At 67.7% G+C, this 23066-nt stretch carries 19 protein-coding genes and 1 tRNA gene; 9 read left to right on the top strand and 11 right to left on the bottom strand.

What is annotated here, in order from left to right:
* Nucleotides 1-224: 224 nt before the first annotated feature.
* The 3 genes from KL771_RS04525 to KL771_RS04515 all read right to left on the bottom strand — a co-directional run bounded on the left by KL771_RS04525 (nucleotide 225) and on the right by KL771_RS04515 (nucleotide 3325).
* Nucleotides 225-1019: an ATP-binding cassette domain-containing protein gene (locus KL771_RS04525; RefSeq protein ID WP_261967363.1), complete on the bottom strand. Its 795-nt coding sequence runs from the start codon at nucleotides 1017-1019 to the stop codon at nucleotides 225-227.
* Nucleotides 1016-2098: an ABC transporter permease gene (locus KL771_RS04520; protein WP_261967362.1), complete on the bottom strand. Its 1083-nt coding sequence runs from the start codon at nucleotides 2096-2098 to the stop codon at nucleotides 1016-1018. The genes KL771_RS04525 and KL771_RS04520 overlap by 4 nt, the downstream gene beginning before the upstream one ends.
* Before the next feature lie 198 nt (nucleotides 2099-2296).
* Complete coding sequence (locus KL771_RS04515) at nucleotides 2297-3325, bottom strand: sugar ABC transporter substrate-binding protein (protein ID WP_261967361.1); 1029 nt, start codon at nucleotides 3323-3325, stop codon at nucleotides 2297-2299.
* Between the two features lie 495 nt (nucleotides 3326-3820).
* On the opposite strand from KL771_RS04515, the gene KL771_RS04510 reads away from it, so the two are divergent.
* The 4 genes from KL771_RS04510 to KL771_RS04495 all read left to right on the top strand — a co-directional run bounded on the left by KL771_RS04510 (nucleotide 3821) and on the right by KL771_RS04495 (nucleotide 6886).
* Entirely contained in the window at nucleotides 3821-5107 is a 1287-nt protein-coding gene (locus KL771_RS04510; RefSeq protein ID WP_261967360.1) for an ROK family transcriptional regulator, read from the top strand.
* Nucleotides 5091-5519, top strand: a complete 429-nt coding sequence (locus KL771_RS04505; protein ID WP_261967359.1) for an RbsD/FucU family protein — start codon at nucleotides 5091-5093, stop codon at nucleotides 5517-5519. The genes KL771_RS04510 and KL771_RS04505 overlap by 17 nt, the downstream gene beginning before the upstream one ends.
* Before the next feature lie 37 nt (nucleotides 5520-5556).
* Nucleotides 5557-6507 carry a carbohydrate kinase family protein gene (locus KL771_RS04500; protein ID WP_261967358.1) on the top strand — a complete coding sequence of 317 codons (951 nt, stop codon included), beginning with the start codon at nucleotides 5557-5559 and terminating at the stop codon, nucleotides 6505-6507.
* Between the two features lie 304 nt (nucleotides 6508-6811).
* Nucleotides 6812-6886 (top strand) — tRNA-Gln (locus KL771_RS04495).
* Nucleotides 6887-6936: 50 nt separating this feature from the next.
* On the opposite strand, the gene KL771_RS04490 is transcribed toward KL771_RS04495, so the two are convergent.
* Nucleotides 6937-7140 carry a hypothetical protein gene (locus KL771_RS04490; protein ID WP_261967357.1) on the bottom strand — a complete coding sequence of 68 codons (204 nt, stop codon included), beginning with the start codon at nucleotides 7138-7140 and terminating at the stop codon, nucleotides 6937-6939.
* A gap of 126 nt (nucleotides 7141-7266) precedes the next feature.
* Here KL771_RS04490 and KL771_RS04485 point away from each other — a divergent pair, with 126 nt between their 5' ends.
* Entirely contained in the window at nucleotides 7267-9516 is a 2250-nt protein-coding gene (locus KL771_RS04485) for a glycosyltransferase family 2 protein (protein ID WP_261967356.1), read from the top strand.
* Between the two features lie 12 nt (nucleotides 9517-9528).
* Here KL771_RS04485 and KL771_RS04480 read toward each other — a convergent pair whose 3' ends face one another.
* Nucleotides 9529-9792, bottom strand: a complete 264-nt coding sequence (locus tag KL771_RS04480; protein WP_261967355.1) for a hypothetical protein — start codon at nucleotides 9790-9792, stop codon at nucleotides 9529-9531.
* Nucleotides 9793-9905: 113 nt separating this feature from the next.
* On the opposite strand from KL771_RS04480, the gene KL771_RS04475 reads away from it, so the two are divergent.
* The 3 genes from KL771_RS04475 to KL771_RS04465 all read left to right on the top strand — a co-directional run bounded on the left by KL771_RS04475 (nucleotide 9906) and on the right by KL771_RS04465 (nucleotide 13270).
* Nucleotides 9906-10931, top strand: a complete 1026-nt coding sequence (locus tag KL771_RS04475; protein WP_261967354.1) for an asparaginase — start codon at nucleotides 9906-9908, stop codon at nucleotides 10929-10931.
* Between the two features lie 380 nt (nucleotides 10932-11311).
* Nucleotides 11312-12544, top strand: coding sequence for a PQQ-dependent sugar dehydrogenase (locus KL771_RS04470; protein WP_261967633.1), 1233 nt, complete (start codon nucleotides 11312-11314; stop codon nucleotides 12542-12544).
* A gap of 363 nt (nucleotides 12545-12907) precedes the next feature.
* Entirely contained in the window at nucleotides 12908-13270 is a 363-nt protein-coding gene (locus tag KL771_RS04465) for a c-type cytochrome (RefSeq protein WP_390866525.1), read from the top strand.
* A gap of 114 nt (nucleotides 13271-13384) precedes the next feature.
* On the opposite strand, the gene KL771_RS04460 is transcribed toward KL771_RS04465, so the two are convergent.
* From KL771_RS04460 to KL771_RS04450, 3 genes are all read right to left on the bottom strand, one after another.
* Entirely contained in the window at nucleotides 13385-14731 is a 1347-nt protein-coding gene (locus KL771_RS04460; RefSeq protein ID WP_261967353.1) for a TIGR03808 family TAT-translocated repetitive protein, read from the bottom strand.
* Nucleotides 14732-14824: 93 nt separating this feature from the next.
* Nucleotides 14825-15829, bottom strand: coding sequence for a methylmalonyl Co-A mutase-associated GTPase MeaB (meaB, locus tag KL771_RS04455; protein ID WP_261967352.1), 1005 nt, complete (start codon nucleotides 15827-15829; stop codon nucleotides 14825-14827).
* Nucleotides 15830-15885: 56 nt separating this feature from the next.
* A complete protein-coding gene (locus KL771_RS04450; RefSeq protein ID WP_261967351.1) occupies nucleotides 15886-16485 on the bottom strand; it encodes a DUF1131 family protein in 600 nt (199 codons plus the stop codon).
* A 326-nt stretch (nucleotides 16486-16811) separates the two neighbouring features.
* Here KL771_RS04450 and KL771_RS04445 point away from each other — a divergent pair, with 326 nt between their 5' ends.
* Nucleotides 16812-18761, top strand: a complete 1950-nt coding sequence (locus KL771_RS04445) for a potassium transporter Kup (RefSeq protein WP_261967350.1) — start codon at nucleotides 16812-16814, stop codon at nucleotides 18759-18761.
* A gap of 98 nt (nucleotides 18762-18859) precedes the next feature.
* Here KL771_RS04445 and KL771_RS04440 read toward each other — a convergent pair whose 3' ends face one another.
* The 3 genes from KL771_RS04440 to scpA all read right to left on the bottom strand — a co-directional run bounded on the left by KL771_RS04440 (nucleotide 18860) and on the right by scpA (nucleotide 22981).
* Nucleotides 18860-19486, bottom strand: coding sequence for a hypothetical protein (locus tag KL771_RS04440; protein WP_261967349.1), 627 nt, complete (start codon nucleotides 19484-19486; stop codon nucleotides 18860-18862).
* A gap of 189 nt (nucleotides 19487-19675) precedes the next feature.
* Nucleotides 19676-20611, bottom strand: coding sequence for a DUF2167 domain-containing protein (locus tag KL771_RS04435; RefSeq protein WP_261967348.1), 936 nt, complete (start codon nucleotides 20609-20611; stop codon nucleotides 19676-19678).
* Nucleotides 20612-20818: 207 nt separating this feature from the next.
* The gene (gene scpA, locus KL771_RS04430) at nucleotides 20819-22981 is read right to left on the bottom strand and encodes a methylmalonyl-CoA mutase (RefSeq protein ID WP_261967347.1); all 2163 of its coding nucleotides are present in this window, start codon (nucleotides 22979-22981) and stop codon (nucleotides 20819-20821) included.
* Between the last annotated feature and the right edge of the window lie 85 nt (nucleotides 22982-23066).

The raw sequence follows: 23066 nt of genomic DNA, 5'->3' as shown, positions 1-23066 counted from the left end.
CGCCATCTCGCAACGCATTCCCGGCCGGAGCGAAAGCGGAGAGCCGGGACCCACTCTGCTGCCGACTTGCCTCAAGTGTATGATTATCCTAACGATCTTGTTGCCGCCGCGAGGCGAGTGGGCCCCGGATCGGCGGCCCTTCGGGCCTTGTCCGGGGATGCCAACCGTGCGTCGCTTGCCGACTGCCGACTGCCGACTGCCGACTGCCGACTGCCCACCCGCCTTCACGCCGCCCGGGCCTCGCCCGGGGGCGCCATGGCGCCGGTCATGATGGCGACGGCGTCCGACATGGTGATCGCGCGCGGGTCGACGACGGCGTGGCGGCGGCCGAGGCGGTGGATGTGGATGCGGTCGGCGACCTCGAAGACATGCGGCATGTTGTGGCTGATCAGCACGATCGGCAGGCCCTTGGCGCGCACGTCGAGGATCAGTTCCAGCACCTTGCGGCTTTCCTTGACGCCGAGCGCGGCGGTCGGCTCGTCCATGATCACCACGCGGCTGCCGAAGGCCGCGGCGCGCGCGATGGCGACGCCCTGGCGCTGGCCGCCCGACAGGGTCTCGACCGGCTGGTCGATATTCTGGATGGTCATCAGGCCGAGCGAGGACAGTGCCGCGCGTGCCTCCCGGCGCATGCGCGGCCGGTCGAGCATGCCGAGGAGCGAGCCGAGCGGGCCGGCGACGCGCGGCTCGCGGCCGAGGAACAGGTTGTCGGCGATCGACAGCGCCGGCGACAGGGCGAGGTTCTGGTAGACGGTCTCGATGCCGATGCGGCGGGCGTCGATCGGGCTGTCGAAGCTGACCGGCTGGCCGTCGAACAGGATGGTGCCGTGGTCGGGTCGGATGGCGCCGGTCAGCGCCTTGATGAGCGACGACTTGCCGGCGCCGTTGTCGCCGATCACGGCCAGGATCTCGCCCGGCATCAGGTCGAAATCGGCATGGTCCAGGGCGGTGACGCGGCCGTAGCGCTTGACGAGGCCGCGCGCTTCGAGAATGGGCGCTTGGGGAACGGGCGTGCTCACTGCGAGACCCTCCGGAGCCACTGGTCGAGTGCGACGGCGACGATGATCAGCGCGCCGACGGCGAAGTCCTGCCAGAGAACGTTGACGCCCGAGAGCGCCAAGCCGTTGCGGAACACGCCGACGATCAGGGCGCCGAGCAGCGTGCCGACGATCGAGCCGCGTCCGCCGAACAGCGAGGTGCCGCCGATCACCACCGCGGTGATGCTGTCGAGATTGGAGGTCTGGCCGGATTGCGGGCTGGCCGAACCGTAGCGGCTGATCATCATCCAGGCGGCGAAGGCGCAGACGATGCCGGCGACGATATAGACCGACATCAGCACGCGCTCGACCCGGATGCCGGCGAGGCGCGCCGCCTCGGGGTCGTCGCCGACCGCATGGACGTGGCGGCCCCAGGCGGTCATCGACAGGAGATACCAGAACAGCGCAATGGCGATCACCATGGCGATCGAGCCGTAGGTCAGCCGGGCGTCGCCGATCGGGATCGCGGTGGCGAAGAACTGCAGCAGCGGCGCGGTCTCGCCGATATCCTGCGAACGGATCGTCTCGCTGTCCGAGTACCAGAGGTTCAGCGCGAAGACCATGTACCAGGTGCCGAGCGTCACGATGAAGGGCGGCAGCCGGAAACGCGTCACCAGGATGCCGTTGACCGCCCCGCAGGCCGCCCCGACCGCCATACCGATCAGGATGGCGAGCGGCGTCGGGACGCCGGCGGTGACGGCGAGCTTGCCCATCACCATCGAGGCGAGCACCGCGATCGCGCCGACCGAGAGATCGATGCCGGCGGTCAGCACCACGATCGTCTGGGCGATGCCGATCACCGCGATGATCGTGACCTGCTGCAGGACGACCGAAAGATTGAAGGCGGTCAGGAAGCGCTGCCCGCCGGCCATCGCGAAGACCGCGACCGACAGGACCAGCACGAGGGCGGGAATCGCGGTCGGGTGGACGTGGAGCAGATGCTGCACCCGCCTCAGGAGCGACGGCGTCTCTTCGTTGAAGGTCGCGACGGTCGCCTGCGCGCCGACCGCCGCCTTCTCGAAGTCCGCCGGCGCGCGGGGAGTCGTCTCATTCGCGCTCATGGATTCGGTTCCTCGCTGGGCGGCGCTGCGACGGCCACCGCGTTGCCCGGTCCGGCACGGCGCCTCCGCCGGGGAGGCGCCGTCCCGCCGACGCGACCGTATGCGCGCATCGGAGGGACGCGCCGGGCTCGGTCGACGTTCTGGGGATGGAAGGGACCGGGCGCGACCGAATGGCCGTCCGCCCGGCCCGTCAGGGGTTCAGCCCCAGCACTTCTTCAGCGCGTCGGCCGAGGTGATCGACGGCTGGCCGGCCACGGGCTTGTCGGTGACGAGCTCGACGCCGGTGTTGAGGAAGTCGAGGCCCGGGCTCTTCTCGGGCTTCTTGCCGGTCTTGGCGAATTCGGCGACCGCCTCGACGCCCTTGGAGGCCATCAGCAGCGGGAACTGCATCGAAGTGGCGCCGATCACGCCGCCCTTGACGTTCTTCACGCCCGGGCAGCCGCCGTCGACCGAGACGATCAGCACCGACTTCTCCTTGCCGACCGCCTTCAGCGCCTCATAGGCGCCGGCCGCGGCCGGCTCGTTGATCGTGTAGACGACCGTGATCGAGGGATCGCGCTGCAGCAGGTTCTCCATGGCGCGGCGGCCGCCTTCCTCGGAGCCCTGGGTCACGTCGTTGCCGACGATGCGCGGGTCCTTCTCGTCGCCGTTCTTGCGCGGGTCGCCGAGATCGATGCCGAAGCCCTTCAGGAAGCCCTGGTCGCGCAGCACGTCGACCGAGATCTGGTTCTTGTTGAGATCGAGCAGCGCGATCTTGGCCGCGGCCGCCTTGTCGCCGAGCGAGGCCTTGGCCCACTGGCCGATCAACTCGCCGGCCTTGAAATTGTCGGTCGCGAAGGTCGCGTCGGCGGCCTCGGCGGGCTCCAGGGGGGTGTCGAGTGCGATCACCAGCAGGCCGGCCTTGCGCGCCTTCTCGACCGTCGGGACGATGGCGCGGCTGTCGGACGGGGTGATCAGGATACCCTTGGCGCCGGCCGAGATCAGGCTCTCGATCGCCTCGACCTGGCCCTGGTTGTCGCCGTCGACCTTGCCGGCGAAGGAGCGCAATTCGACGCCCATTTCCTTGGCCTTGGCCTCGGCGCCTTCGCGCATCTTCACGAAGAACGGGTTGGTGTTGGTCTTGGTGACCAGACCGACGATCGGCTTGTCGGCCGCGGCGGCCGGGACAAGCGCTGCGATCAGGCCGGCGGCGGTGCCGGCCACGAGCATGCTGGCGAATTTCCTCATCGCGTCCTCCCTGGAGCGCCGGCCTCCGCGCGGGATGCCGAAACGGCGCCTCATCCCTTTGAAACGACAGCAGTCCGTTCGCGACCGTCCGAAACCGGCCGGTCGCCGGATGCCCTGCCGGCGGCGGGGCGAGGGCCTGTCCGGCCATCGTGCCGGTCTCGAGCCTTCGCCTCGTCCGTCAGGCTTGTCCCGGTTGTGACATGAGGGTCTGGACCTGTCAATAAATAAATCCACTGGATGAACTTATTGACAGCCTGGTCGGCGACAGGCAGGATCGGGCTCTATCGAGGGGCAGGGTGCCGCGTCCCGCGGGTCGCGGCGCCTCGGTCGGCGCCGAAATCCGCTGTAGCGTCCCCGGCGCGGTGGCCCTGCCGATTCCTCCGGAAGCGTCCCGGGCATCCGGGGCGAAGGGTTACGGGTCTGGCGACCGGGCCGGCCGTCAGGGACGTGTCGACCGGGTCGGCATGTCGATTGAGTGAGACGCTGGAGAGCGGTGTGGAAGAGGCAGACGATCCTTCGCGGCGCGCCGCCCAGCGGCCGGAACCGTCCGGGCACGAGGGGTTGCCGGCGGCCGATCTTCGCCGCGGGACCGACCAGGCCGGCGTGCGCGCCTATAACGAGCGCCTGATCCTGTCGCTGATCCGGCGCGGCGACGGCCTGCCCAAGGCCGAGATCGCGCGCCTGACCGGACTGTCGCCGCAGACCACCACGGTGATCATGAACCGGCTCGAGGCCGATGGGCTGATCCGCCGGGGCGAGCCGCAGCGCGGGCGCGTCGGCCAGCCGTCGATCCCCTATCGGCTCGATCCCGACGGTGCGCTCGCCTTCGGCCTGAAGATCGGCCGCCGCTCGACCGATCTGGTGCTGGTCGATTTCGTCGGCCGGGTGATCGCCCGCCGCCATTGGACGCATGCCTATCCGCAGCCGGATCTGCTGCTGGCCCAGCTTGCCGCCGGTACGGCCGATCTGACCGCCGGGCTGTCTTCGGAGCGGCGGGGCCGGATTGTCGGCTTCGGCATCGCCACCCCGTTCGAGCTCTGGAACTGGGCGCCGCAGGTCGGCGCGCCGGCGGGCGTCATGGAGGCTTGGCGCGGCTTCGATGTGGCGGCCGAGATCGGCGCCCGGGTCGCCTGGCCGGTCCATGTCATGAACGACGGCACGGCCGCCTGCGCGGCGGAGAATTTCTTCGGCCGGGCGCCGGCCCCGCGCGATTTCGTCTATGCCTTCATCGGCTCCTTCATCGGCGGCGGCATCGTGATCAACGGCAATGTCGTGCCGGGCCGGACCGGCAATGCCGGCGCGATCGGCTCCATGCCGATCCCGCTCGCGCGCGCCGACGGTTCGGTGACCACGGCCCAACTGATCAGCAGCGCCTCGCTGGCCGAACTCGAAGCCCGCCTGCGCCTCGAGGGGGTCGATCCGTCCGGTCTCTATATCCAGCCGCACGACTGGCCGGACTATGGCGCGACGCTGGAGACCTGGATCGCCGAAGCCGGGCGCAGCCTGGCCGTGCTGACCGCCGCCGCAACGTCGATTCTCGATTTCGAGGCGGTGGTGATCGACGGCGCGGTGCCGAGCGCGATCCGCACCCGCCTCGTCGAGGCGACCCGGGCCGGGCTCGGCCATCTCGACCTGCAGGGTCTGACGCCCTGCGATATCCGCGAGGGCACCGTCGGGGCCGATGCGCGCGCCATGGGCGGCGCGGCCCTGCCGTTCCTCGCCAATTTCGCCCGCAACAGGGAGGTCCTGTTCAAGGACGCCAGCGATGCTCAAAGGGATTGACCCGGTTCTCGGACCGGACCTGATCATGACGCTCCGCGCCATGGGCCACGGAGACGAGATCGCCGTTGTCGACGGCAACTATCCGGCCGTCGCCCATGCCCGCCGGCTGGTGCGCATGGACGGCCACGACGCGACCCGGGTGGTCGACGCCATCCTGTCGGTGATGCCGCTCGACGACGACCAGGCGGCCGCCTTCCGGCCCGGCATCCGGGGCGACGAGGCCGCGGTCGAACCGATCATGGCCGACTTCGCGGCCATCGTCCGGCGCCACGAGCCGGCCAAGTCGGTCACGCCGCTGATGGGGCAGGCCTTCTACGACCGCGTGCGGGCCGCCTATGCGGTCGTGGCGACCGGAGAACGGCGGCTCTACGGCAATCTCGTCCTGCGCAAGGGCGTCGTCCGGCCGGCCTGATCGGCCCCGACCAAGAACAGAATGGGAGGAGGCAGCCATGCTGCTCGTCGCCGGCGAGGCGTTGTTCGACATGATGGGGCACCGGACCGAGGCCGGCGAGGCCTTCCTGCCGGTGGTCGGCGGGTCGCCGCTCAACGTCGCCATGGGGCTCGCCCGGCTCGGCCGGCGCACGGCCTTCCTGACCAAGCTCTCGACCGACTTCTTCGGCGACCGGCTCGACGCCTTCATGGCGGCGGAAGGGATCGACCGGCGCCTTGTCGTGCGCGCGCCCGGCCTGCAGACGACCCTTGCCTTCGTGGCGCTCGGGGCAGACGGCCAGCCGGTCTATTCGTTCTACGGAACCGGCGCGGCCGACCGCTCGATGACCGAGGCCGATCTGCCGTCGCGCCTCGATCCGGACATCACCACGATCCATTTCGGCTCGATCGCGCTCGCCCAGGAGCCGACCGCCGGCACGCTCGACCGCTTCATGGCGCGCATGGCGGACGACAAGGTCATCTCGCTCGATCCGAACATCCGGCCGAGCATCATTCCGGACCGCCGCGTCTGGCTCGACCGCTTCGCCTGCCAGCTCGCCCGCGTCGACATCGTCAAGGCTTCGGCCGAGGACGTCGCCTGGATCGAGGGCGAGGGCGCCGATCTGGAGACGGTCGCCCGTCGCTGGTCGCGCGCCGGCCCGGCCTTCGCGCTGATCACCGACGGCGGCCGCGGCGTCCATGTCGCGCGCGGCGGCCAGCACGTCTTCATGTCCGCCCTGCCGGTCGCGGTCGCCGACACGATCGGCGCCGGCGATACCTTCCAGGCGGCCCTGCTCGCGCGTCTCGACGAACAGGGGCTGCTGGCCAAAAGCGCCTTGCGCATGCTGTCCGACGATCGTCTCGCCGACGCCATCGGCTTCGCGATCGCCGCCGCCGCCATCACCTGCACCCGCCGCGGCGCCGACCTGCCGCGCCGCAGCGAGGTCGCGGCCATGCTGTTGGCGGCGTGACGGGCGAAGTGACGCATTGATACATAATCGGCGGGGAGGTGACGGACCGGCGAGGTGACGGGCGGGAGATAGGACGATCCGGGGAGTTGACCGGCTCGGATACCACGGCTGGGACGAAAAGGGACTGCGATGCGCCGGGCCGTGAGTTGAAGGAGCGGGATGTTCAGGGGCTGGGGGTAAGCCGGGCGGAAGCCGATCCCCTGCGGATCGCGCGCCGCCGCCCGGGTCCATCCGTGCTGCGACGGTTGCGGCCTCGCCGCGAACTGGATATGAGAGGCCTCCGCCGGAACCGACACCGGCCCGTTGGGGCGTCGCCAAGTGGTAAGGCAGCGGATTTTGATTCCGCCATCCGCAGGTTCGAATCCTGCCGCCCCATCCAGAATTCTGCCGGAGCTGGACATCCGCACGCGGGTTGCGGTTGCGGGCCTCTCAGAAGGCTCCCGCCGAGCGGCCGTCCTCGATCTGGCGGAGAAGCCGGGCATGGGCGGTCGACTGCGGCGAACGCGTTTCGGCGCGGGCTGGCCGGAGGGTGGGGCTCGGGCCGGCGCGGCGCAGCCATCCGGCAAGGCGGCCGATCATCGAGGCCGGATGCGCCGATTGGAACGGAAGATAGGCAGCAAACCAGGGCGTCATGAGCGGTCTCCGATCTCGCGGGATGCCTGTCGGCGATGAAGGTTCAACGCCCATCCGCGGCTCCGGTTCCCTCTCTGGGGAAGGCATGGGTTGATGGCGGCCGCCGGGTCGGGTTTAAGTCCGGCCATGCCATCGTCCTCCTTTCTCACCGCCCTCTCCTCCGACCTGACCGCCTTCCCGGATCCGGAGGCCCTGCGCGGGCCGATCGCCGTCCGTGTCGCGGGCTGGCCGCTCGGCGCCCGGCTCGGCACCGTCTCCGGTCTGATCGCCACCGAGGCCGGGCTGATCCTCGACGGGCCGGATGCCCATCTCGAACTGGTCTTCCAGACGCCTCGGCCGCCCGGCTGGTATGTGCTCTCCGCCGATATCGAAGCCGACCAGGCCATCAAGCCGCGTGCCTATCTGGAAGGGGCGGGCGGCTATTCGGAAGCGCTGTCCTTTCCGATGCGCCCCGAACCGGACGGAACGCTGGCGGCCTTCTTCCGGGCGCCGGCGGCCTTTGCGCGGTTGCGCCTGACGCCGACCGATCGCACCGCCGAGGTGACGCTGCGCGAAATGCGGCTGCGGCGGGTCCAGACCCGCGAGTTGATGGCGGCCGCGCTCGACGCCGCGCGCTCGGTGCATCGGCGCAACGGCGTGCGCGGCCTGCTGCATTTCCTGCGCTCAGCGCTGATCACCGTGATGTTCCCGAAGCGCTTCGACAGCTTCGACCGCGCCCCGCCGAAGCCGGCCGAGCCCGGGCGGGTGGCGGACCGATACGCGCGCTGGGCCGGGCTCGACGAGCGTCGCGCGGCGCGCCGGCTCGCCCTGGCGCTGGCGGCCGGTGTGAAGCCGCGCATCGCGGTCGTCTCGCTGCCGCCCGGTCCGGATGAGACGCCGGCCGATGCGGCCGACCTGATCGGGCGTCTGGCCGGCCAGCCCTTCCCGAACTGGCGCCTTCTGGTCGCCAACCCGCCGTCGGAGACCGATCGGCGCGTGCAACGGTTGGAAGCGGCGACGGCGATCGAAGCGCTGCGCGCGGGCGCAGCCACCGGGGCCGAATTCGTGCTGGCCCTGGCCCCCGATGCCCGGCTTGCCCCGCATGCGTTGGCGGTCCTGGCCGTCGGTTTCGCCGGCCCGACCCAGCCGGCGCTGGTCTTTGCCGACGACGACGATGTCGACGAGGTCGGGCACCGCCTGAACGGCCGATTCCGGCCGGGCTGGTCGGAGGCCCATTTTGAAGCACGCGACTATCTCGGGCCGCTCGTTGCTTTCCGCTGCTCGGCGCTGACCACGGAGCGGCTCGATCGCGCTGCCGGTGCCCCGGCCCCTTTCACCCGATTGGTGCTCGACATGGCGGATGCCGGCCTCGCCTTCCGCCGGCTCGCCGAAATGCCCGTGCACCGGCCGCTGCCGGCCGACGGAGCCGCCCATCCCGACCGCGAGCCGGTCGCCGCCCGGCTGGCGACGCTGCAGGCGCGGGCCGCCGCGCGCGGTGCCGCGACGGTCTATGAACCGGCCGCGGGCGGCCGCTCGATCCGCGCCCGGCATCCGATCCCGCAGCCCGCACCGCTGGTCTCGATCCTGATACCGACCCGGGACCGGCTCGATCTGATCAAGGTCGCGGTCGAATCGGTGCTCGCCAGGACGCGCTATCCGGCCTACGAGATCGTCATCATCGACAACGGTTCGATCGAGCCGGAAACGCTCGCCTGGTTCACCGGACTGACTGATCCGCGCATCCGCGTGCTGCGCGATCCTCGGCCGTTCAACTATTCGGCGCTCAACAATCTCGCCGTCCGGCAGGCGGAAGGCGAGATTCTGGTTCTCCTCAACAACGATACCGAGGTGATCCAGCCGGACTGGCTCGACGAGATGGTCGGCTGGGCGGTTCAGCCGCGCGTCGGGGCGGTCGGCGCCAAGCTGCATTTCCCCAACCGTACCATCCAGCATGGCGGCGTGGTCCTGCTGTCGCGCCACGGCATTGCCGGCCACCTGCATCTCGGCGATCCGTCCGATGCCCCCGGCGACATGGACCGTTTGCTGCTGGCGCAGGACCTGATGGCCGTGACGGGGGCCTGCCTTGCGCTGCGCCGGTCGGTCTATGACGAGGTCGGCGGGCTCGACGAGGCCAATCTGGCGGTGGCTTTCAACGATGTCGATCTGTGCCTGAAGATCGGCCGGGCCGGCTACCGCATCATCTGGACGCCTCATGCGGAACTGATCCATCACGAATCGGTCTCGCGCGGTGACGACATGAGCCCGGCCAAGCGCGCCCGCTTCCTGCGCGAGGTCGACTACATGGCCAAGAGCTGGGGAGCGGTCCTCGACGACGATCCGTTCTACTCGCCGCATTTCGAGCGCCACAATGGCAATTTCCGATTGGCGGTCGATTGAGGCGCGGCGATCTCAACTTGCCTCGGGATGTTCGGAGAGGAAATGGCGCAGGGCCATGAACAGACCGGCGGCATGGTCGCGGTCGCCGCGGTCGAGCGCCGCACGCAGATCCTCGACGATCATGTTACGGATACGGTCGGCGCCGTGGGGAGCGTGCAGCAGATAGCTGCCGAGCGCTGCCGCAGCCACGTCGGGCATGTGTTCGTGTTCGGCGATCGCATCGACCTCGTCGGCTTCGAGACCGCACAGACCCAGAATGTCGTCCTTGGATATCATGGCAGCCTCCATCCTGCCGCGATGCTGCGCCAAGGCAGGCGCCGACGCCTTGATTCCGCGCAAACCGGTCCAACGGGACCCGGGTCCGACGGGGCCCTGAAGGGAAAAGCGATATGCCGGTCGATCCGATTCTCGTCGAAGTCCTGCGCGGATCCCTGGTCGAAAGCGCCCATCGCGCCTCGCTGGTCGTGGCCGACGCGGACGGGAAGGTTCTGCTCGGCCTCGGCGACACCGCGCGGGCGGTGTTTCCGCGCTCGGCGGTGAAGATCGTCCAGGCGCTGCCGCTGGTCGAATCCGGCGCGGCCGACGCCTATGGTTTCGGCGCGCAGGAACTTGCGCTGGCCTCCGCCTCGCACAACGGCGAGGACTGGCATGTCGCCACCGCGGCGGCCATGCTGGCACGCGCCCACCGGTCCGAAGCCGATCTGGAATGCGGAGCCCAATGGCCGGCCCGCCAGGAAGATTGCGGCCGCCTGCACGTCGCCGGGCTGAAGCCGGGCGCGCTGCACAACAACTGCTCCGGCAAGCATGCCGGCTTCGTCTGCTACGCCTGCCATGCCGGGATCGACCCGAAGGGCTATACGGCCATCGACCACCCGGTTCAGCAGGCCGTCACGGCTGCGTTGGAGGATGTCTTCGGCACGGCGCTCGGCGCGGATGTCTGCGGCATCGACGGCTGTTCGATCCCGACCTGGGCGATCCCGCTCGACCGGTTGGCGACCGGGATGGCCCGGCTCGCGACCGGGCAGGGGCTGGAGCCGCGCCGCGCCGCCGCCGCCCGGCGCATCATGGACGCCTCGATCGCCGAGCCCTTCATGGTCGCGGGCACGAATCGCTTCTGCACCGATTTCATGACCGCGCTCGGCGGCGTCGCCTATGCGAAGACCGGCGCGGAGGGCGTCTTCTGCGCCGCGGTGCCGGCGCGCGGCCTCGGCATCGCCGTCAAGTGCGACGACGGCGCCAGCCGGGCCGCCGAGGTGGTGGTGGCGACCGTGATCGCGGCCCTGCTCGGCCGCGCCGACGCGCCCGAACTGGAGCGCTTCGTCCGGCCGGTCCTGACCAACTGGAACCGCATGACCGTCGGCGGCCTGCGCCCGAGCGCCGAACTGGTCGAGGCCGCGGCGACGCTGGCGGGCTGAGCGCAGACCGGTCCCGGGGAAGGAAGATCAATCCGCGGCCTCTCGCCGTGCCGATGCCGGACGCCGTCGTCCGCATCGGCGGCGTGAGCCTGTGACCGGGAGCCGTGAAGCCTGTGATTGTGCAGGCGCGCCATGGGCTTGGTCGCACCCGGCTCTCCTCCATGAAGTAGTATTTGGATACTACAGAGTATATCTTGTGCGCTGCAATATTGATTGTGGTTGAACCGGATACCGGATCTGTTCAATCATCCGGACAATGCCCTACAAGGCAGGTTAGCCGCCACTTTAATAAAAAGGCGGTCGTGGGAGAAACATACGGTCGAAAGACCAAGGAGGACAGGATGCGTCATGTACTGCTCGCGGCGACGACCGCAGGGGCCATGTTGGCTGCCGTAACGACCGGCGCCCAGGCTCAGAGCAACGCCGGCAATCTCGAAAAGCTCGGACAGTTCAAGTCGACCGGGGCCATGGCGGATATCCCGCTCATCCCGCAGACGGGCCCGAAGGCCGATGCGATCAAGAAGAATCTGGCCAAGATCAAGCTGCCGGCCGGCTTCAAGATCAATCTCTACGCGCTGGTGCCCGATGCCCGCCACATGGCGGTCGGCCCGCAGGGCGTGGTGACCTTCGTCGGCACGCGCAAGAACAAGGTCTATGCGGTCACCGATCGCGCCAAGTCGGGCACGGCCGAGGAGGTCAAGCCCTTCGCGCCGACCATCGACCTGACGCTGCCCAACGGCGTCTGCTTCTCCAAGGACGGGTTCCTCTACATCGCCGAGCAGAACCGCGTGATGGTCTACCCGGCGGCCGAGTTCTTCTATGAGAGCCCGGACGTGGTCGCGATCCCGATCGTTCAGCAGGGCGACCTGATCCCGAAGGACGAAGAGAGCTACAATCACACCGCCCGCGTCTGCCGCGTCGGACCGGACGACAAGCTCTACATCACGCTCGGCCAGCCCTTCAACGTGCCGGCGCCCGAGAAGGCCGAACTCTACAAGAAGTGGGGCATCGGCGGCATCGTGCGCATGGACCGCGACGGCAAGAACCGCGAGGTCTTCGCGCTCGGCATCCGCAACTCGGTCGGCATGGACATCAACCCGAAGGACAAGACGGTCTGGTTCACCGACAACCAGGTCGACGGCATGGGCGACAAGATCCCGCCGGGTGAACTGAACCGCGCCGCGCAGCCGGGCCTGCATTTCGGCTTCCCGTGGTATGGCGGCGGCAAGGTCCGCGTCACCGAACATGGCTACGACAAGGAGACCCCGCCGGCGAATGTCGTCTTCCCGCAGGTCGAGATGGACGCCCACGCGGCCGATCTCGGCATGACCTTCTATTCGGGCACCAAGTTCCCGAAGAAGTATCAGGGCGGCATCTTCTCGGCGCAGCACGGCTCCTGGAACCGGACCGATCCGGTCGGCGCCCGCGTGATGTTCACCTCGCTCAAGGAGGACGGCACCGCGGACAAGACCGAGGTCTTCGCCGAGGGCTGGCTGACCGCGGACGGCGAATATATCGGTCGCCCGGTCGACGTGGCGCAATTGCGTGACGGTTCGATCCTGGTCTCCGACGACTTCGCCGGCGCCATCTACCGCATCAGCTACGAGCGCTGACCGCGACGGCCGTCCCGCTGGCGGGGTGGCCTGCGCAAGCCGGGTTCGGTCCGTCGCGACCGGACCCGGCCTTCAACCCCGATCGGAGCGCTGCGCCCTCAGCCAACATTCCGGCGCGGGGCTGCGGCGCCATCCGGCCCCTGTGGCCGGCACCTGAGCATGATGCGTCTGGACGGATCGCGTCATGCTCCCATTCTCCCTCCGTGGCGCCGCGGCCGGTGGCATCCGCCGGATGTCCGACGCTTCCGCGGGATGCAGGCCATCCGCGGGTTTCACCGAATCCGCCGGATGCGAGGCATCTGCCGGATCGCCCGGCCGGCGGCGCGCCCGATCTCCAGTACGTATCGACAAGGGGCCGATCCGTTGATCACTTCCAAGACTCTGGCTTTCGTACTGCCCGGCCTTGCCGCCGCCTGCCTCGCCACCGCGCTGATCGGCGCGACCGCTGCTGAGGCCGCCGGGGACGCGGCCGCCGGGCGCAAGAAGGCGGCACAGTCCTGCGCGGCCTGCCACGGCATCGACGGGCTCGCCAAGCTGCCCAACGCGGCCAATCTCGCCGGCGAATCCGTCTATTATCTCGACCGCCAGCTGAAGGCCTTCCGCTCCGGCGACCGCAAGGACGAGAACATGTCGGTGGTCGCCAAGGCGCTGTCGGACGCCGACATCGCCGACCTCGTCGCTTGGTACTCCTCGATCGAGGTCACCGTGACGTTGCCGAAGAAGTGAAGGGCCATCGAACCGTGACCCTGCCGAAGAAATAGCGGCCCAGCGAACCGGGACCCTGCCGAAGACGTCGCGGTCGATCGAACCGTCACCCTGCCGAAGACGTCGAAGCCGGCTTCACCCCGCCACCCGATTGCCGGTGATCGTCAATCCGCGCCAGGCCTCGGCGCCGCCCTGGGCGAGATCGCCGGTCGCCGGCGTCGCCTGGCGGAAACCGACGATGGCGCCGCGGCGGGCGCCGCGGATCAGGTTCTGGGCGATGACGACCGGCCCCGTGCCGTCGACGACCGAGACTGCGATGCCGTAGTCGGTGTCGCGGATGACGTTCGCGCTCGCCACGATGTCGCGCAGATAGGCGCCGAAGCCGAGCCAAAGGCCGGCCAACGGCGCGCCCTCGACGACATTGCCGGTAATGGCCGCGTCCGCCTCCACGGCGATGCCGATGCCGAAGCCGGGCGGATCGGTGCGGTAGGGACCGGTCGGCTTGAGGTTGCGGACGATGTTGCCCGTGACGCTGGCCAGTCGGCCGCCCTGATTGAAATTGGTCACCGAGATGCCGTTGGCGGCGCCGTCGACGAGGTTGCCGGAGATGACCGCGCCCTGGAAGGCGAATTCGGCATAGATCGCGGTCTCGCCGGAGCGCAGGCACTGGTTCGACAGGATCTGCACGTCCGAGGCGCTGTTGGCGCGGATCGCCGAGAAGGCGCAGTCGACGATCGTGTTCTCGGCGACGATCACGTTGCCGGCCCGGTAGAGATTGATGCCGTTGCCGTTCTGGCCGGTACCGCCGGACTCGGCCCGGATGCGGAAGATGCGGTTGCCGCGCAGCTGCGCGCCATCCTCGCCGATCCGGCTGCGCCAGACCAGGATGCCGCCGTCGCCGCAATCGCTGACCACGGCGCCGGTCACCGCGAGAGTGTCGCAATCGAGCGCGAACAGCCCGACCCGGCCGGCGCCGTCGATCCGGCAGGATTCAATCCGTCCGCCGACATCGGTGAGCCTCACACCGAGGCCGGGCGCGCGGGCGAAAGTGCAGTCGCGGATATGCAGTCCGCGCACCGTTTCGGCCGCGAACAGGGCCCGGTCGTTGCCGGCCTTGCCGCCCGGCCCCTCGAACCACAAGTCGCGCAGCCGGATGCCATCGACCCGGTTGGCGCTGAGCGGCGGCTCGCTGCCGGCCGCGCGGATCACGGTCGCGCCCGGCGCGCCGCGGATGGTCGTGCCGGCCGGCAGCCGCAGGCTCTCGATCGTGTAGACGCCGGCCTCCAGATCGAGCGGCCGTCCGGTCTTCGCGGCCTCCGCAAGCACCCTCTCGAAGGCCTCTGTGACCGGTTCGGCGCCGCGCGGGCTCAAGCCGCCGCCGGGGCGGAGCCCCTTCTGGGCAAAGGTTTGTGCCGGCAGGCCGACAAGGCCCCCGGTGAGGGCGGCCGCGGCGTTGGCGATCAGGCTGCGGCGTGTCGGCATGGCCAGGACTCCTCGCAGGCGAGTGTGCGGCAATCGCCGTCGCCGGTAAACCGGAGCGGACCCCGGCGGGCCGGCCGGCGGCGACGTGGCCGATCAGAGCCCCATCAGGCCTGCAATCTCCTCGACCGCCAGGGCCGCCGAGACGGTGCCGCCGCGCACCCCGGATTCGAGGTCCGGCAGCCGGGCGCGCACCGCCGGATTGCGGTCGAGCGCCTGCATCAGCCGATCTTCCAGCATCGACCACATCCATTTGACCTGCTGGCTGCGCCGCCGCTCGGCGAATTCGCCGGTCGCCGAAAGCCGCTCCCGGTGCCGTTCGACCTCGGCCCACATGGCGTCGAGCCCCTCATTGGCGAGGCCTGAGACCAGCACCACGGGCGGCGACCAGTTCGGGCTCTTCGGGGCCAGGATATGCAGCGCATGGCGGTATTCCGCAGCCGCGGCCCGGGCCCGGACGGCATTGTCGCCGTCCGACTTGTTGACCGCGATCAGGTCGGCGATCTCCAGAACGCCCTTCTTGATGCCCTGCAATTCGTCGCCGGCGCCGGGCAGCATCAGGACCAGGAAGAAGTCGACCATGTCGGCGACGGTGGTCTCCGACTGGCCGACCCCGACGGTCTCGACCAGGATCACGTCGAAGCCGGCCGCCTCGCACAGCAACATGGTCTCGCGCGTCTTGGCGGCGACGCCGCCGAGCGTGCCGGAGGAGGGCGAGGGGCGGATGAAGGCATTCGCGTCGACCGCCAGCTGCGCCATGCGGGTCTTGTCGCCGAGGATCGAGCCGCCGGTGCGGGTCGAGGACGGGTCGACGGCCAGCACCGCGACGCGATGGCCGGCGGCGGTCAGGTTGGAGCCGAGCGTGTCGATGGTCGTCGACTTGCCGACGCCCGGCACCCCGGTGATTCCGACCCGGTGCGCCCGGCCGGTATGCGGCAGCAGCGCCTGCACGAGGCGGTGCGCCTTGGCCTGGTGCTCGGCCTTGCGCGATTCGACCAGCGTGATGGCACGCGCCAGCACCGCCCGGTCTCCGTCGAGAATGCGGGCGGCGAGATCGTCGACCGAAAGGTCGCGGGAGGCGGGGGCCGAGGCAATGGACATGTCTGGCATCAAGCCTATCGATGCGGTGCGATCAAGCGCAATGGCGCCGCAGCGCGTCACCCCGCCGGGGCCGTCCAGATGATTCGCTGCAACTCGCCGCTGTCGAGCACTGCGCGCGCCGGCAGCTTGACGGACGTCGCCGCCTCGCCCTTGAACGAGAAGGTCAGCACCACGTTGGGCGCGCCGCGCGACGTGCAGATCGCCATGCCGAGCCAGAGATTGGTGCCAGGCCGGCAGGATGCCGGATCGACGCCGGCCTCCCGAAAGGTCATGCCCGGCCGTTCACCGGCCGGCCCGATCACATGGTGGGTGACCCCATGGATCTGCCCGATTCGGCCGTTCGGCGCCGACAGGATGTGCAGGACCTGAATCTGGCCCTCGTAGATCTTGCGGAACAGGACGGTGGCGTTGGTGGTGCCGGTTTCCAGCCCGATCAGAACGGAGCCGGTCGTGTAGCCCGGCATCAGGCCCTCGATCGTCTTGGCGTCATAGGCCGTGGCCCCCGTCAACGGGCCCGCCCCTTCGGCGGTGATGCGCAGGAAGGTCTCGGTGATTTCCGGCTGCTTGTCGAGACCGTCCATCTGCGTCTCGCAAGCGGCGAGCATGAGCGGGCCTGCGACGGCCAGCGCTGCAGCGCCGATACGGCGTACCGTCATGTCCGTGCCATCCCTCCTGTCCGTCCCGACCCGAGCCCTACACCGGAAGCGAGCGGGAGGGAAGTTCGTCGGTGCGGGAGATTGGAGGCTCTCGTCCGCCGGCCCCGATGGCGGGGGAAAACGCTCGCCTCCGGTCAGCTCCGTGCGAACCGGCCGCGGCCGGGCCGGCAACCGGCCTGCCGGGCCGGCAACCGGCCTGCCTGGCCGGCAACCGGCCTGACGGGCGGCGGATGCCGACGGGATCCCTTGTCGGCGGGCCGGACCCGTCATAGGGTCCTGCCGTCGCATCTGACGCAACGACGATCCTGGGATGCCTGGACCAGCCGATGACCGGAACCGAGCCTTCGGAACTCGACCAGACCGTCCGCAAGGACCAAGACACCGCCGCCACGACCGCGCCGCCAGCCGAACCTGCCGAAGAGCATCACGGCGGGCTTCTCGCGCTGTCGCTCGGTTCGATCGGCGTCGTCTACGGCGATATCGGCACCAGTCCGCTCTATGCGCTGCGCGAATCGCTGGTGCATTCGGCCAAGGACGGCTTGACCCGTGCCGAGGTGCTCGGCGTCGTCTCCCTGCTGCTCTGGGCGCTGGTCATCATCGTGACCATCAAATACGTCATCCTGCTGATGCGGGCGGACAACAAGGGCGAAGGCGGCATCCTGTCGTTGCTGGCCCTCGCGCAGGGCGCCGTCGGACGCCAGTCCGTCATGCTGATGGTGCTCGCCGCGCTCGGCGCTTCGCTGTTCTACGGCGATTCCATCATCACGCCAGCGATTTCGGTGCTCTCGGCGGTCGAGGGCCTGAAGCTCGTGACGCCGGTCTTCGAACCCTATGTGGTGCCGATCACGGTCGTCATCCTGGTCGGCCTGTTCGCCATCCAGCCGCGCGGGACCGGGGCGGTCGCGGTCTTCTTCGGCCCGATCACGGCGGTCTGGTTCATCGCCATGGCGGCGTCCGGCCTGTCGCACATTTCCGACGATCCCGGCATCTTCCTGGCGTTCAATCCGGTCTACGCGATCGATTTCCTGCTGCATGAAGGCGTGATCGGCTTCGTCGTGCTCGGGTCGGTCTTCCTGGCGGTCACCGGGGCCGAAGCGCTCTATGCCGACATGGGCCATTTCGGGCGCAAGCCGATCCAGCTTGCCTGGATCAGCCTGGTGTTTCCGTCGCTGGCGTTGAACTATCTCGGCCAGGGCGCGCTGGTGCTCGCCCATCCGGAGGCGATCGAGAATCCCTTCTTCCTGCTGGTGCCGAGCTGGGCCTTGCTGCCCTATGTGCTGCTCGCCACGGTCGCCACGGTGATCGCCAGCCAGGCGGTCATCTCCGGCGCCTTCTCGGTCACCCGCCAGGCGGTGCTGCTCGGCCTGCTGCCGCGCTTCGAGGTGCGGCACACCTCGGAGACCCAGCGCGGACAGATCTACATGCCGCGCGTCAACTGGATGCAGCTGGCCGGCGTCCTGGTCCTGGTCCTGATGTTCCGGTCGTCTTCGGCGCTGGCCTCGGCCTACGGAATCGCGGTCACCGGCGACATGGTGATCACCAGCTGTCTCGCCTTCATCGTGCTGTGGCGGGTCTGGGGCTGGGGACTGCCGGCGGCGGCCCTGGTGGTGGCGCCGTTCCTGGCCGTGGAACTCACGTTCCTGGCCGCCAATCTCTTGAAACTCTTCGATGGCGCCTGGCTGCCGCTGTGCCTGTCGGCCTTCCTGGTCACCTCCATGTGGACCTGGGTGCGCGGCACGCAGATCGTGTTCGACAAGTCCCGGCGCGACAGCGTACCGCTTGCCACCGTGATGCGCTCGCTGGAGAAGTCGAAGCCGTTCCGGCCGCCGGGTACCGCGGTGTTCCTCACGTCCGACCCGGATACCGCGCCGCCGGCCCTGCTGCACAATCTGAAGCACAACCGCGTCCTGCACGGCAAGAACGTGATCCTGACGGTCAGGACGGCGACCACGCCGAAGGTCGCCGAGGAGAACCGGATCGCGCTGGAACCGGTCAACGAGGACTTCACGCGGCTGTTCGTGAACTACGGCTACATGGAAGAGCCGAACATCCCAAAGGCGCTCGGCCAGTGCCGCAAGCTCGGGCTGAAATTCGACATCATGTCGACGACCTTCTTCGTCGCCCGCCGCACCTTCCGCGTTTCGGCCAATTCCGGCATGCCGCTGTGGCAGGACCGGCTGTTCATCGCCATGTCCAAGGACGCCGCCAACGCGACCGACTTCTACTCGATCCCGACCGGCCGTGTCGTCGAACTCGGCCAGCAGATCACGGTTTAGCTGGCAGTGCACCACCGGAATCGACAGAGTTTTACTGGCGCTTTTGTCTGTGAGTATTAATTTATGTCCTAAAATTCAATCAGAAATATCCAGCTCCTCTATGATTGAATATTTCTATTTTCCAATTTCGACCAGTTGTCGATAATGTTTGTAATATTATCAGGAAAAGTACAATGACACATCTCATTTCCTGATGTAGTCGTTGTCAGCTTAAAATGTTCATTTGGATTTATATTGGATCTTGAAGCAATGAAATCATTGAGTTGTGTCCAGGCTGAGCGCTCGTAATTCTTTGCTGCCTTTATATGAGTAAATGATATCCAGATATCAGAAAGAGCGTCATGTCGAGCCTCAAAAATATAGCGCTTTAACGCAAAGGGTCGCCAACCGGATGTGTGGTTTACGCTGTGCCCTGCATTCAGGCCGAGCATCTTGACAACATGCGTATAAAGACGATTCTTTAGTCCATTTGTACTTTGACCAATGTAGTATACGGGGTATCTGTCGCTCAATATAATATAAAGCCCCTCGCCAGAAAATGCACTACGATCGACATTTTGCTTGAAACGAAATATTGGCTTTAGTATAGGGCGATCCGGAAGTGTAATTTGTGATATATATTTATCGGCCTCAAATTTATATTGTAAATTCCACGCATCGATTGGAGCGCACTGGATACTAAATATTCTTTCAATATTGGTAAAGCATGGAAATATGATGTTCATGATAGACCCTCGATCCTGATTTGCTATTGCAGGCATATCTTTGTAATTTGGAGATTATGTAGCTAAATATTTGAATATTTTTTCTAAAAATTCCATTGAAATATTTATTGTAATTATAGATTGTATTGGGTGCCGTTATCTCATGCAATTAAATTTTGCATGGCAATTTGAGTAAGATGTATGTCGGCCTCAGCCGCCCGCGGACGGATCCAGCGGCTTGCGGCGGAACCGGCCGAAGAGCCACTTCAGCCCGGCGATACCGCCGACGGCCAGCAGGATCCAGCCCTTCTTGAGGAAGGCGAGGGCAATGGCCAGGAAGCCGAGCTTCGCCGCGACCTTTGCGGCCGCAGCACCGCCGATCAGGCCGGCAAGTCCGTAGGCCGCCTCCGTGTCGCCGGGCACCCAGTCCGCGTAGCGCTTGCCCTCGTCGAAGGCGATCATCTTCATGACATCCGGGATCGCGGCCTTGATCGACGGCAGCTCGTCCATGCCGGCGATGAAGTTCATCTGCAGCACGCCCTCCCGGCCGAGCGCGCGGACGGCATAGTTTAGTGTGTTCTTTTCGCTGTCGCCGAATTTCAGTTCCTGGGCCCAGTGCAGCTTGCGTTCCGTCCGGTCGTAGAAGGGCGGCGAGGCCCAGCCGATCAGGGCAATGGATGTGTAGCCGGCCTTCTTGCGTTGCTCGCTTTCCTCCGCCGTATCCGACTTCATGCTGGCCAGGAGTTGGTCGTAGTCGATCGCCGCGGCATCGGCGTCGTCGACCCGCCCGCTGGCGTCGAAGGTCACCACGGCCCCCCAGATTCCGTCATCGAGCGGGGTGCTCTTCGCCGGAAAGACCATGCCGAGCTTGCCTTTCGAGCCGGCCGGCGGGTTGCCCCAGGCGTCGACCAGCACTTTTTCGGTATCGGCCGAATCGAGAAAGTAGAAGTCCTTCGGAACGGTCAGTGAGGCGCCCGCCCCCGGCAGAGCAATCTTGCCGCGCTTGTAGTCGAGCTTCTCGAGAAATGCCTGCGCGGTCGCGTTTTGCAGCGGCGGCCGGTCCGGGAAGACCGACTTGTAGGGCTCGGCCAAGGCCGGCGCGGCCAGGGCCAAGACGGCGGCGAGGGTGAGGGCCGGGTAATGCATGCTGAAATCCTCTGCGCGGACTGAAACCTTCGCGCAGAAGTTAGGATGCCGTCATTCGGGCGTGCAACCGGTGACGGCAGCAAACGTTTCGATCACCGAACACTGCGGCATTCCTGCACCGCATGGCGGCCCGCCGGGATCGCTTCCCCGGCACCGGCGCCGGTGCGGACCCGGTGCCGACGGACCTGTCCGATCGGTCGGCGGGGTCTACTCCGCCGCCTGCAGCGTCTGGTAGCCGAGGCGGGCGTTGAGCTCGTGGATCAGCTTCTGCGCGGCGTCCGCCACCACGGTGCCGGGCGGGAAGATCGCGCTGGCGCCGGCGGCGATCAGGGCGTCGTAGTCCTGCGGCGGGATGACGCCGCCGACCACGATCATGATATCGCCGCGCCCGCGCGCTTCCAGCGCCGCCTTCAGCGCCGGCACCAGCGTCAGATGGCCGGCGGCGAGCGAGGAGACGCCGACGATGTGCACGTCGTTCTCCACCGCCTGGCGGGCGGCCTCGTCCGGGGTGGCGAAGAGCGGGCCGATATCCACGTCGAAGCCGAGATCGGCGAAGGCCGAGGCGATCACCTTCTGGCCGCGGTCGTGGCCGTCCTGGCCCATCTTGGCGACCAGGATGCGCGGCCGGCGGCCGTCATTCTCCTCGAAGGCCTCGACGAGGCGCAGCACCCGGTCGACCGCATCGCCCATTTTGGCCACCTCCCGCTTGTAGACGCCCTGGATGGAGCGGATTTCCGCCTTGTGGCGCCCGAACACGGTCTCCATGGCAAGGCTGATCTCGCCGACGGTCGCCTTGGCGCGCGCCGCCTTGACGGACAGGTCGAGCAGGTTGCCGCCCTCCGCCGCCGCCCGGGTCAAGGCCGCGAGCGCGGCCTGGGTCTCGGACTCGTTGCGCTCGGCCTTGAGCCGTTCGAGCTTTTCGATCTGGGTCGCGCGCACGGCCGAATTGTCGACCTTGAGCACGTCGATCGCCTGCTCGGTCTCGGGCTTGAACTTGTTGACGCCGACCACCGTCTGGGCGCCGGAATCGATGCGCGCCTGGGTCTTGGCGGCGGCCTCCTCGATGCGCAGCTTCGGGATGCCGGCCTCGATGGCCTTGGCCATGCCGCCAAGCGCCTCGACCTCCTCGATATGCGTCATCGCTCGGGCGGCGAGTTCGGCGGTCAGCCGCTCGACATAGAAGGAGCCGCCCCAGGGATCGATCGTCGCCGTCGTCCCGCTCTCCTGCTGCAGCAGGATTTGCGTGTTGCGCGCGATCCGGGCCGAGAAGTCGGTCGGCAGGGCGAGAGCCTCGTCGAGCGCGTTGGTGTGCAGCGACTGGGTGTGGCCCTGCGTCGCCGCCATCGCCTCGACGCAGGTGCGAACGACGTTGTTGTAGACATCCTGCGCAGTCAGCGACCAGCCCGAGGTCTGCGAATGGGTCCGCAGCGACAGCGAGCGGTCGTCCTTGGGGTCGAAATGCTGCCGGACCAGCTTCGCCCAGAGGAGGCGCGCCGCGCGCAGCTTGGCGACCTCCATGAAGAAATTCATGCCGATCGCCCAGAAGAAGCTCAGGCGCGGCGCGAAGCTGTCGACCGGCATGCCGGCGGCGATGCCGGCGCGAATATATTCGATGCCGTCGGCGAGCGTGTAGGCGAGTTCCAGATCGGCGGTCGCCCCGGCCTCCTGCATGTGGTAGCCGGAAATCGAGATCGAGTTGAATTTCGGCATGTTCTTCGCCGTATAGGCAAAGATGTCCGAGATGATCCGCATCGAGGGCGACGGCGGATAGATATAGGTGTTGCGGACCATGAACTCCTTGAGGATGTCGTTCTGGATGGTCCCGCTCAGCTTGGACTGGTCGACGCCCTGTTCTTCAGCCGCGACGATGAACAGCGCCAGGACCGGCAGAACGGCGCCGTTCATGGTCATCGACACGCTCATCTGGTCGAGCGGAATGCCCGAGAACAGCGTGCGCATGTCGTAGATGGAATCGATCGCCACGCCGGCCATGCCGACATCACCGGTGACGCGCGGGTGGTCGGAATCGTAGCCGCGATGGGTGGCGAGATCGAAGGCGACCGACAGGCCCTTCTGGCCGGCGGCGAGGTTGCGCCGGTAGAAGGCGTTGGAATCCTCGGCGGTGGAGAAGCCCGCATATTGCCGGATCGTCCAGGGCTGGTTGACATACATGGTCGGGTAGGGGCCGCGCAGGAAGGGCGGCAGGCCCGGCCAGGTGTCCAGGAAGTCGAGCCCGGCCAGATCGGCGGCCGTGTAGGCGGGGGCGACCGCGATCTCCTCCGGGGTCGTCCAGGCCGCGCCCTTCGGTAACGCGCCGGTGACGGTGTCGCGCTTGAAGGCGACCTTGGTGAAATCCGGGATGCGGCTCATCGGGCCATCCTCGCTGTCGTCCACCCTCGGCCGCAGCCGGGGCGCGGCGGGTCGAGCCCGCCGATCGGTCCACTGTAGCATCCGG

Origin of the sequence: Prosthecodimorpha staleyi (assembly GCF_018729455.1) — a bacterium.
GTDB classification, from domain to species: Bacteria; Pseudomonadota; Alphaproteobacteria; order Rhizobiales; family Ancalomicrobiaceae; genus Prosthecodimorpha; species Prosthecodimorpha staleyi.
The sequence above is the reverse complement of the archived record's forward strand: the minus strand, read 5'-3'. Positions and strand labels throughout refer to the sequence as shown.

Bases quoted from the DNA above. Each gene is read 5' to 3' on its own strand.
- scpA (WP_261967347.1), bottom strand. From the start codon at position 22,981: ATGAGCCGCATCCCGGATTTCACCAAGGTCGCCTTCAAGCGCGACACC.
- KL771_RS04485 (WP_261967356.1), top strand. From the start codon at position 7,267: ATGCCATCGTCCTCCTTTCTCACCGCCCTCTCCTCCGACCTGACCGCC.
- KL771_RS04490 (WP_261967357.1), bottom strand. From the start codon at position 7,140: ATGACGCCCTGGTTTGCTGCCTATCTTCCGTTCCAATCGGCGCATCCG.
- KL771_RS04515 (WP_261967361.1), bottom strand. From the start codon at position 3,325: ATGAGGAAATTCGCCAGCATGCTCGTGGCCGGCACCGCCGCCGGCCTG.
- KL771_RS04450 (WP_261967351.1), bottom strand. From the start codon at position 16,485: ATGACGGTACGCCGTATCGGCGCTGCAGCGCTGGCCGTCGCAGGCCCG.
- KL771_RS04445 (WP_261967350.1), top strand. From the start codon at position 16,812: ATGACCGGAACCGAGCCTTCGGAACTCGACCAGACCGTCCGCAAGGAC.
- KL771_RS04470 (WP_261967633.1), top strand. From the start codon at position 11,312: ATGTTGGCTGCCGTAACGACCGGCGCCCAGGCTCAGAGCAACGCCGGC.
- KL771_RS04480 (WP_261967355.1), bottom strand. From the start codon at position 9,792: ATGATATCCAAGGACGACATTCTGGGTCTGTGCGGTCTCGAAGCCGAC.
- KL771_RS04435 (WP_261967348.1), bottom strand. From the start codon at position 20,611: ATGCATTACCCGGCCCTCACCCTCGCCGCCGTCTTGGCCCTGGCCGCG.
- KL771_RS04500 (WP_261967358.1), top strand. From the start codon at position 5,557: ATGCTGCTCGTCGCCGGCGAGGCGTTGTTCGACATGATGGGGCACCGG.
- KL771_RS04460 (WP_261967353.1), bottom strand. From the start codon at position 14,731: ATGCCGACACGCCGCAGCCTGATCGCCAACGCCGCGGCCGCCCTCACC.
- KL771_RS04505 (WP_261967359.1), top strand. From the start codon at position 5,091: ATGCTCAAAGGGATTGACCCGGTTCTCGGACCGGACCTGATCATGACG.
- KL771_RS04475 (WP_261967354.1), top strand. From the start codon at position 9,906: ATGCCGGTCGATCCGATTCTCGTCGAAGTCCTGCGCGGATCCCTGGTC.
- meaB (WP_261967352.1), bottom strand. From the start codon at position 15,829: ATGTCCATTGCCTCGGCCCCCGCCTCCCGCGACCTTTCGGTCGACGAT.
- KL771_RS04520 (WP_261967362.1), bottom strand. From the start codon at position 2,098: ATGAGCGCGAATGAGACGACTCCCCGCGCGCCGGCGGACTTCGAGAAG.
- KL771_RS04440 (WP_261967349.1), bottom strand. From the start codon at position 19,486: ATGAACATCATATTTCCATGCTTTACCAATATTGAAAGAATATTTAGT.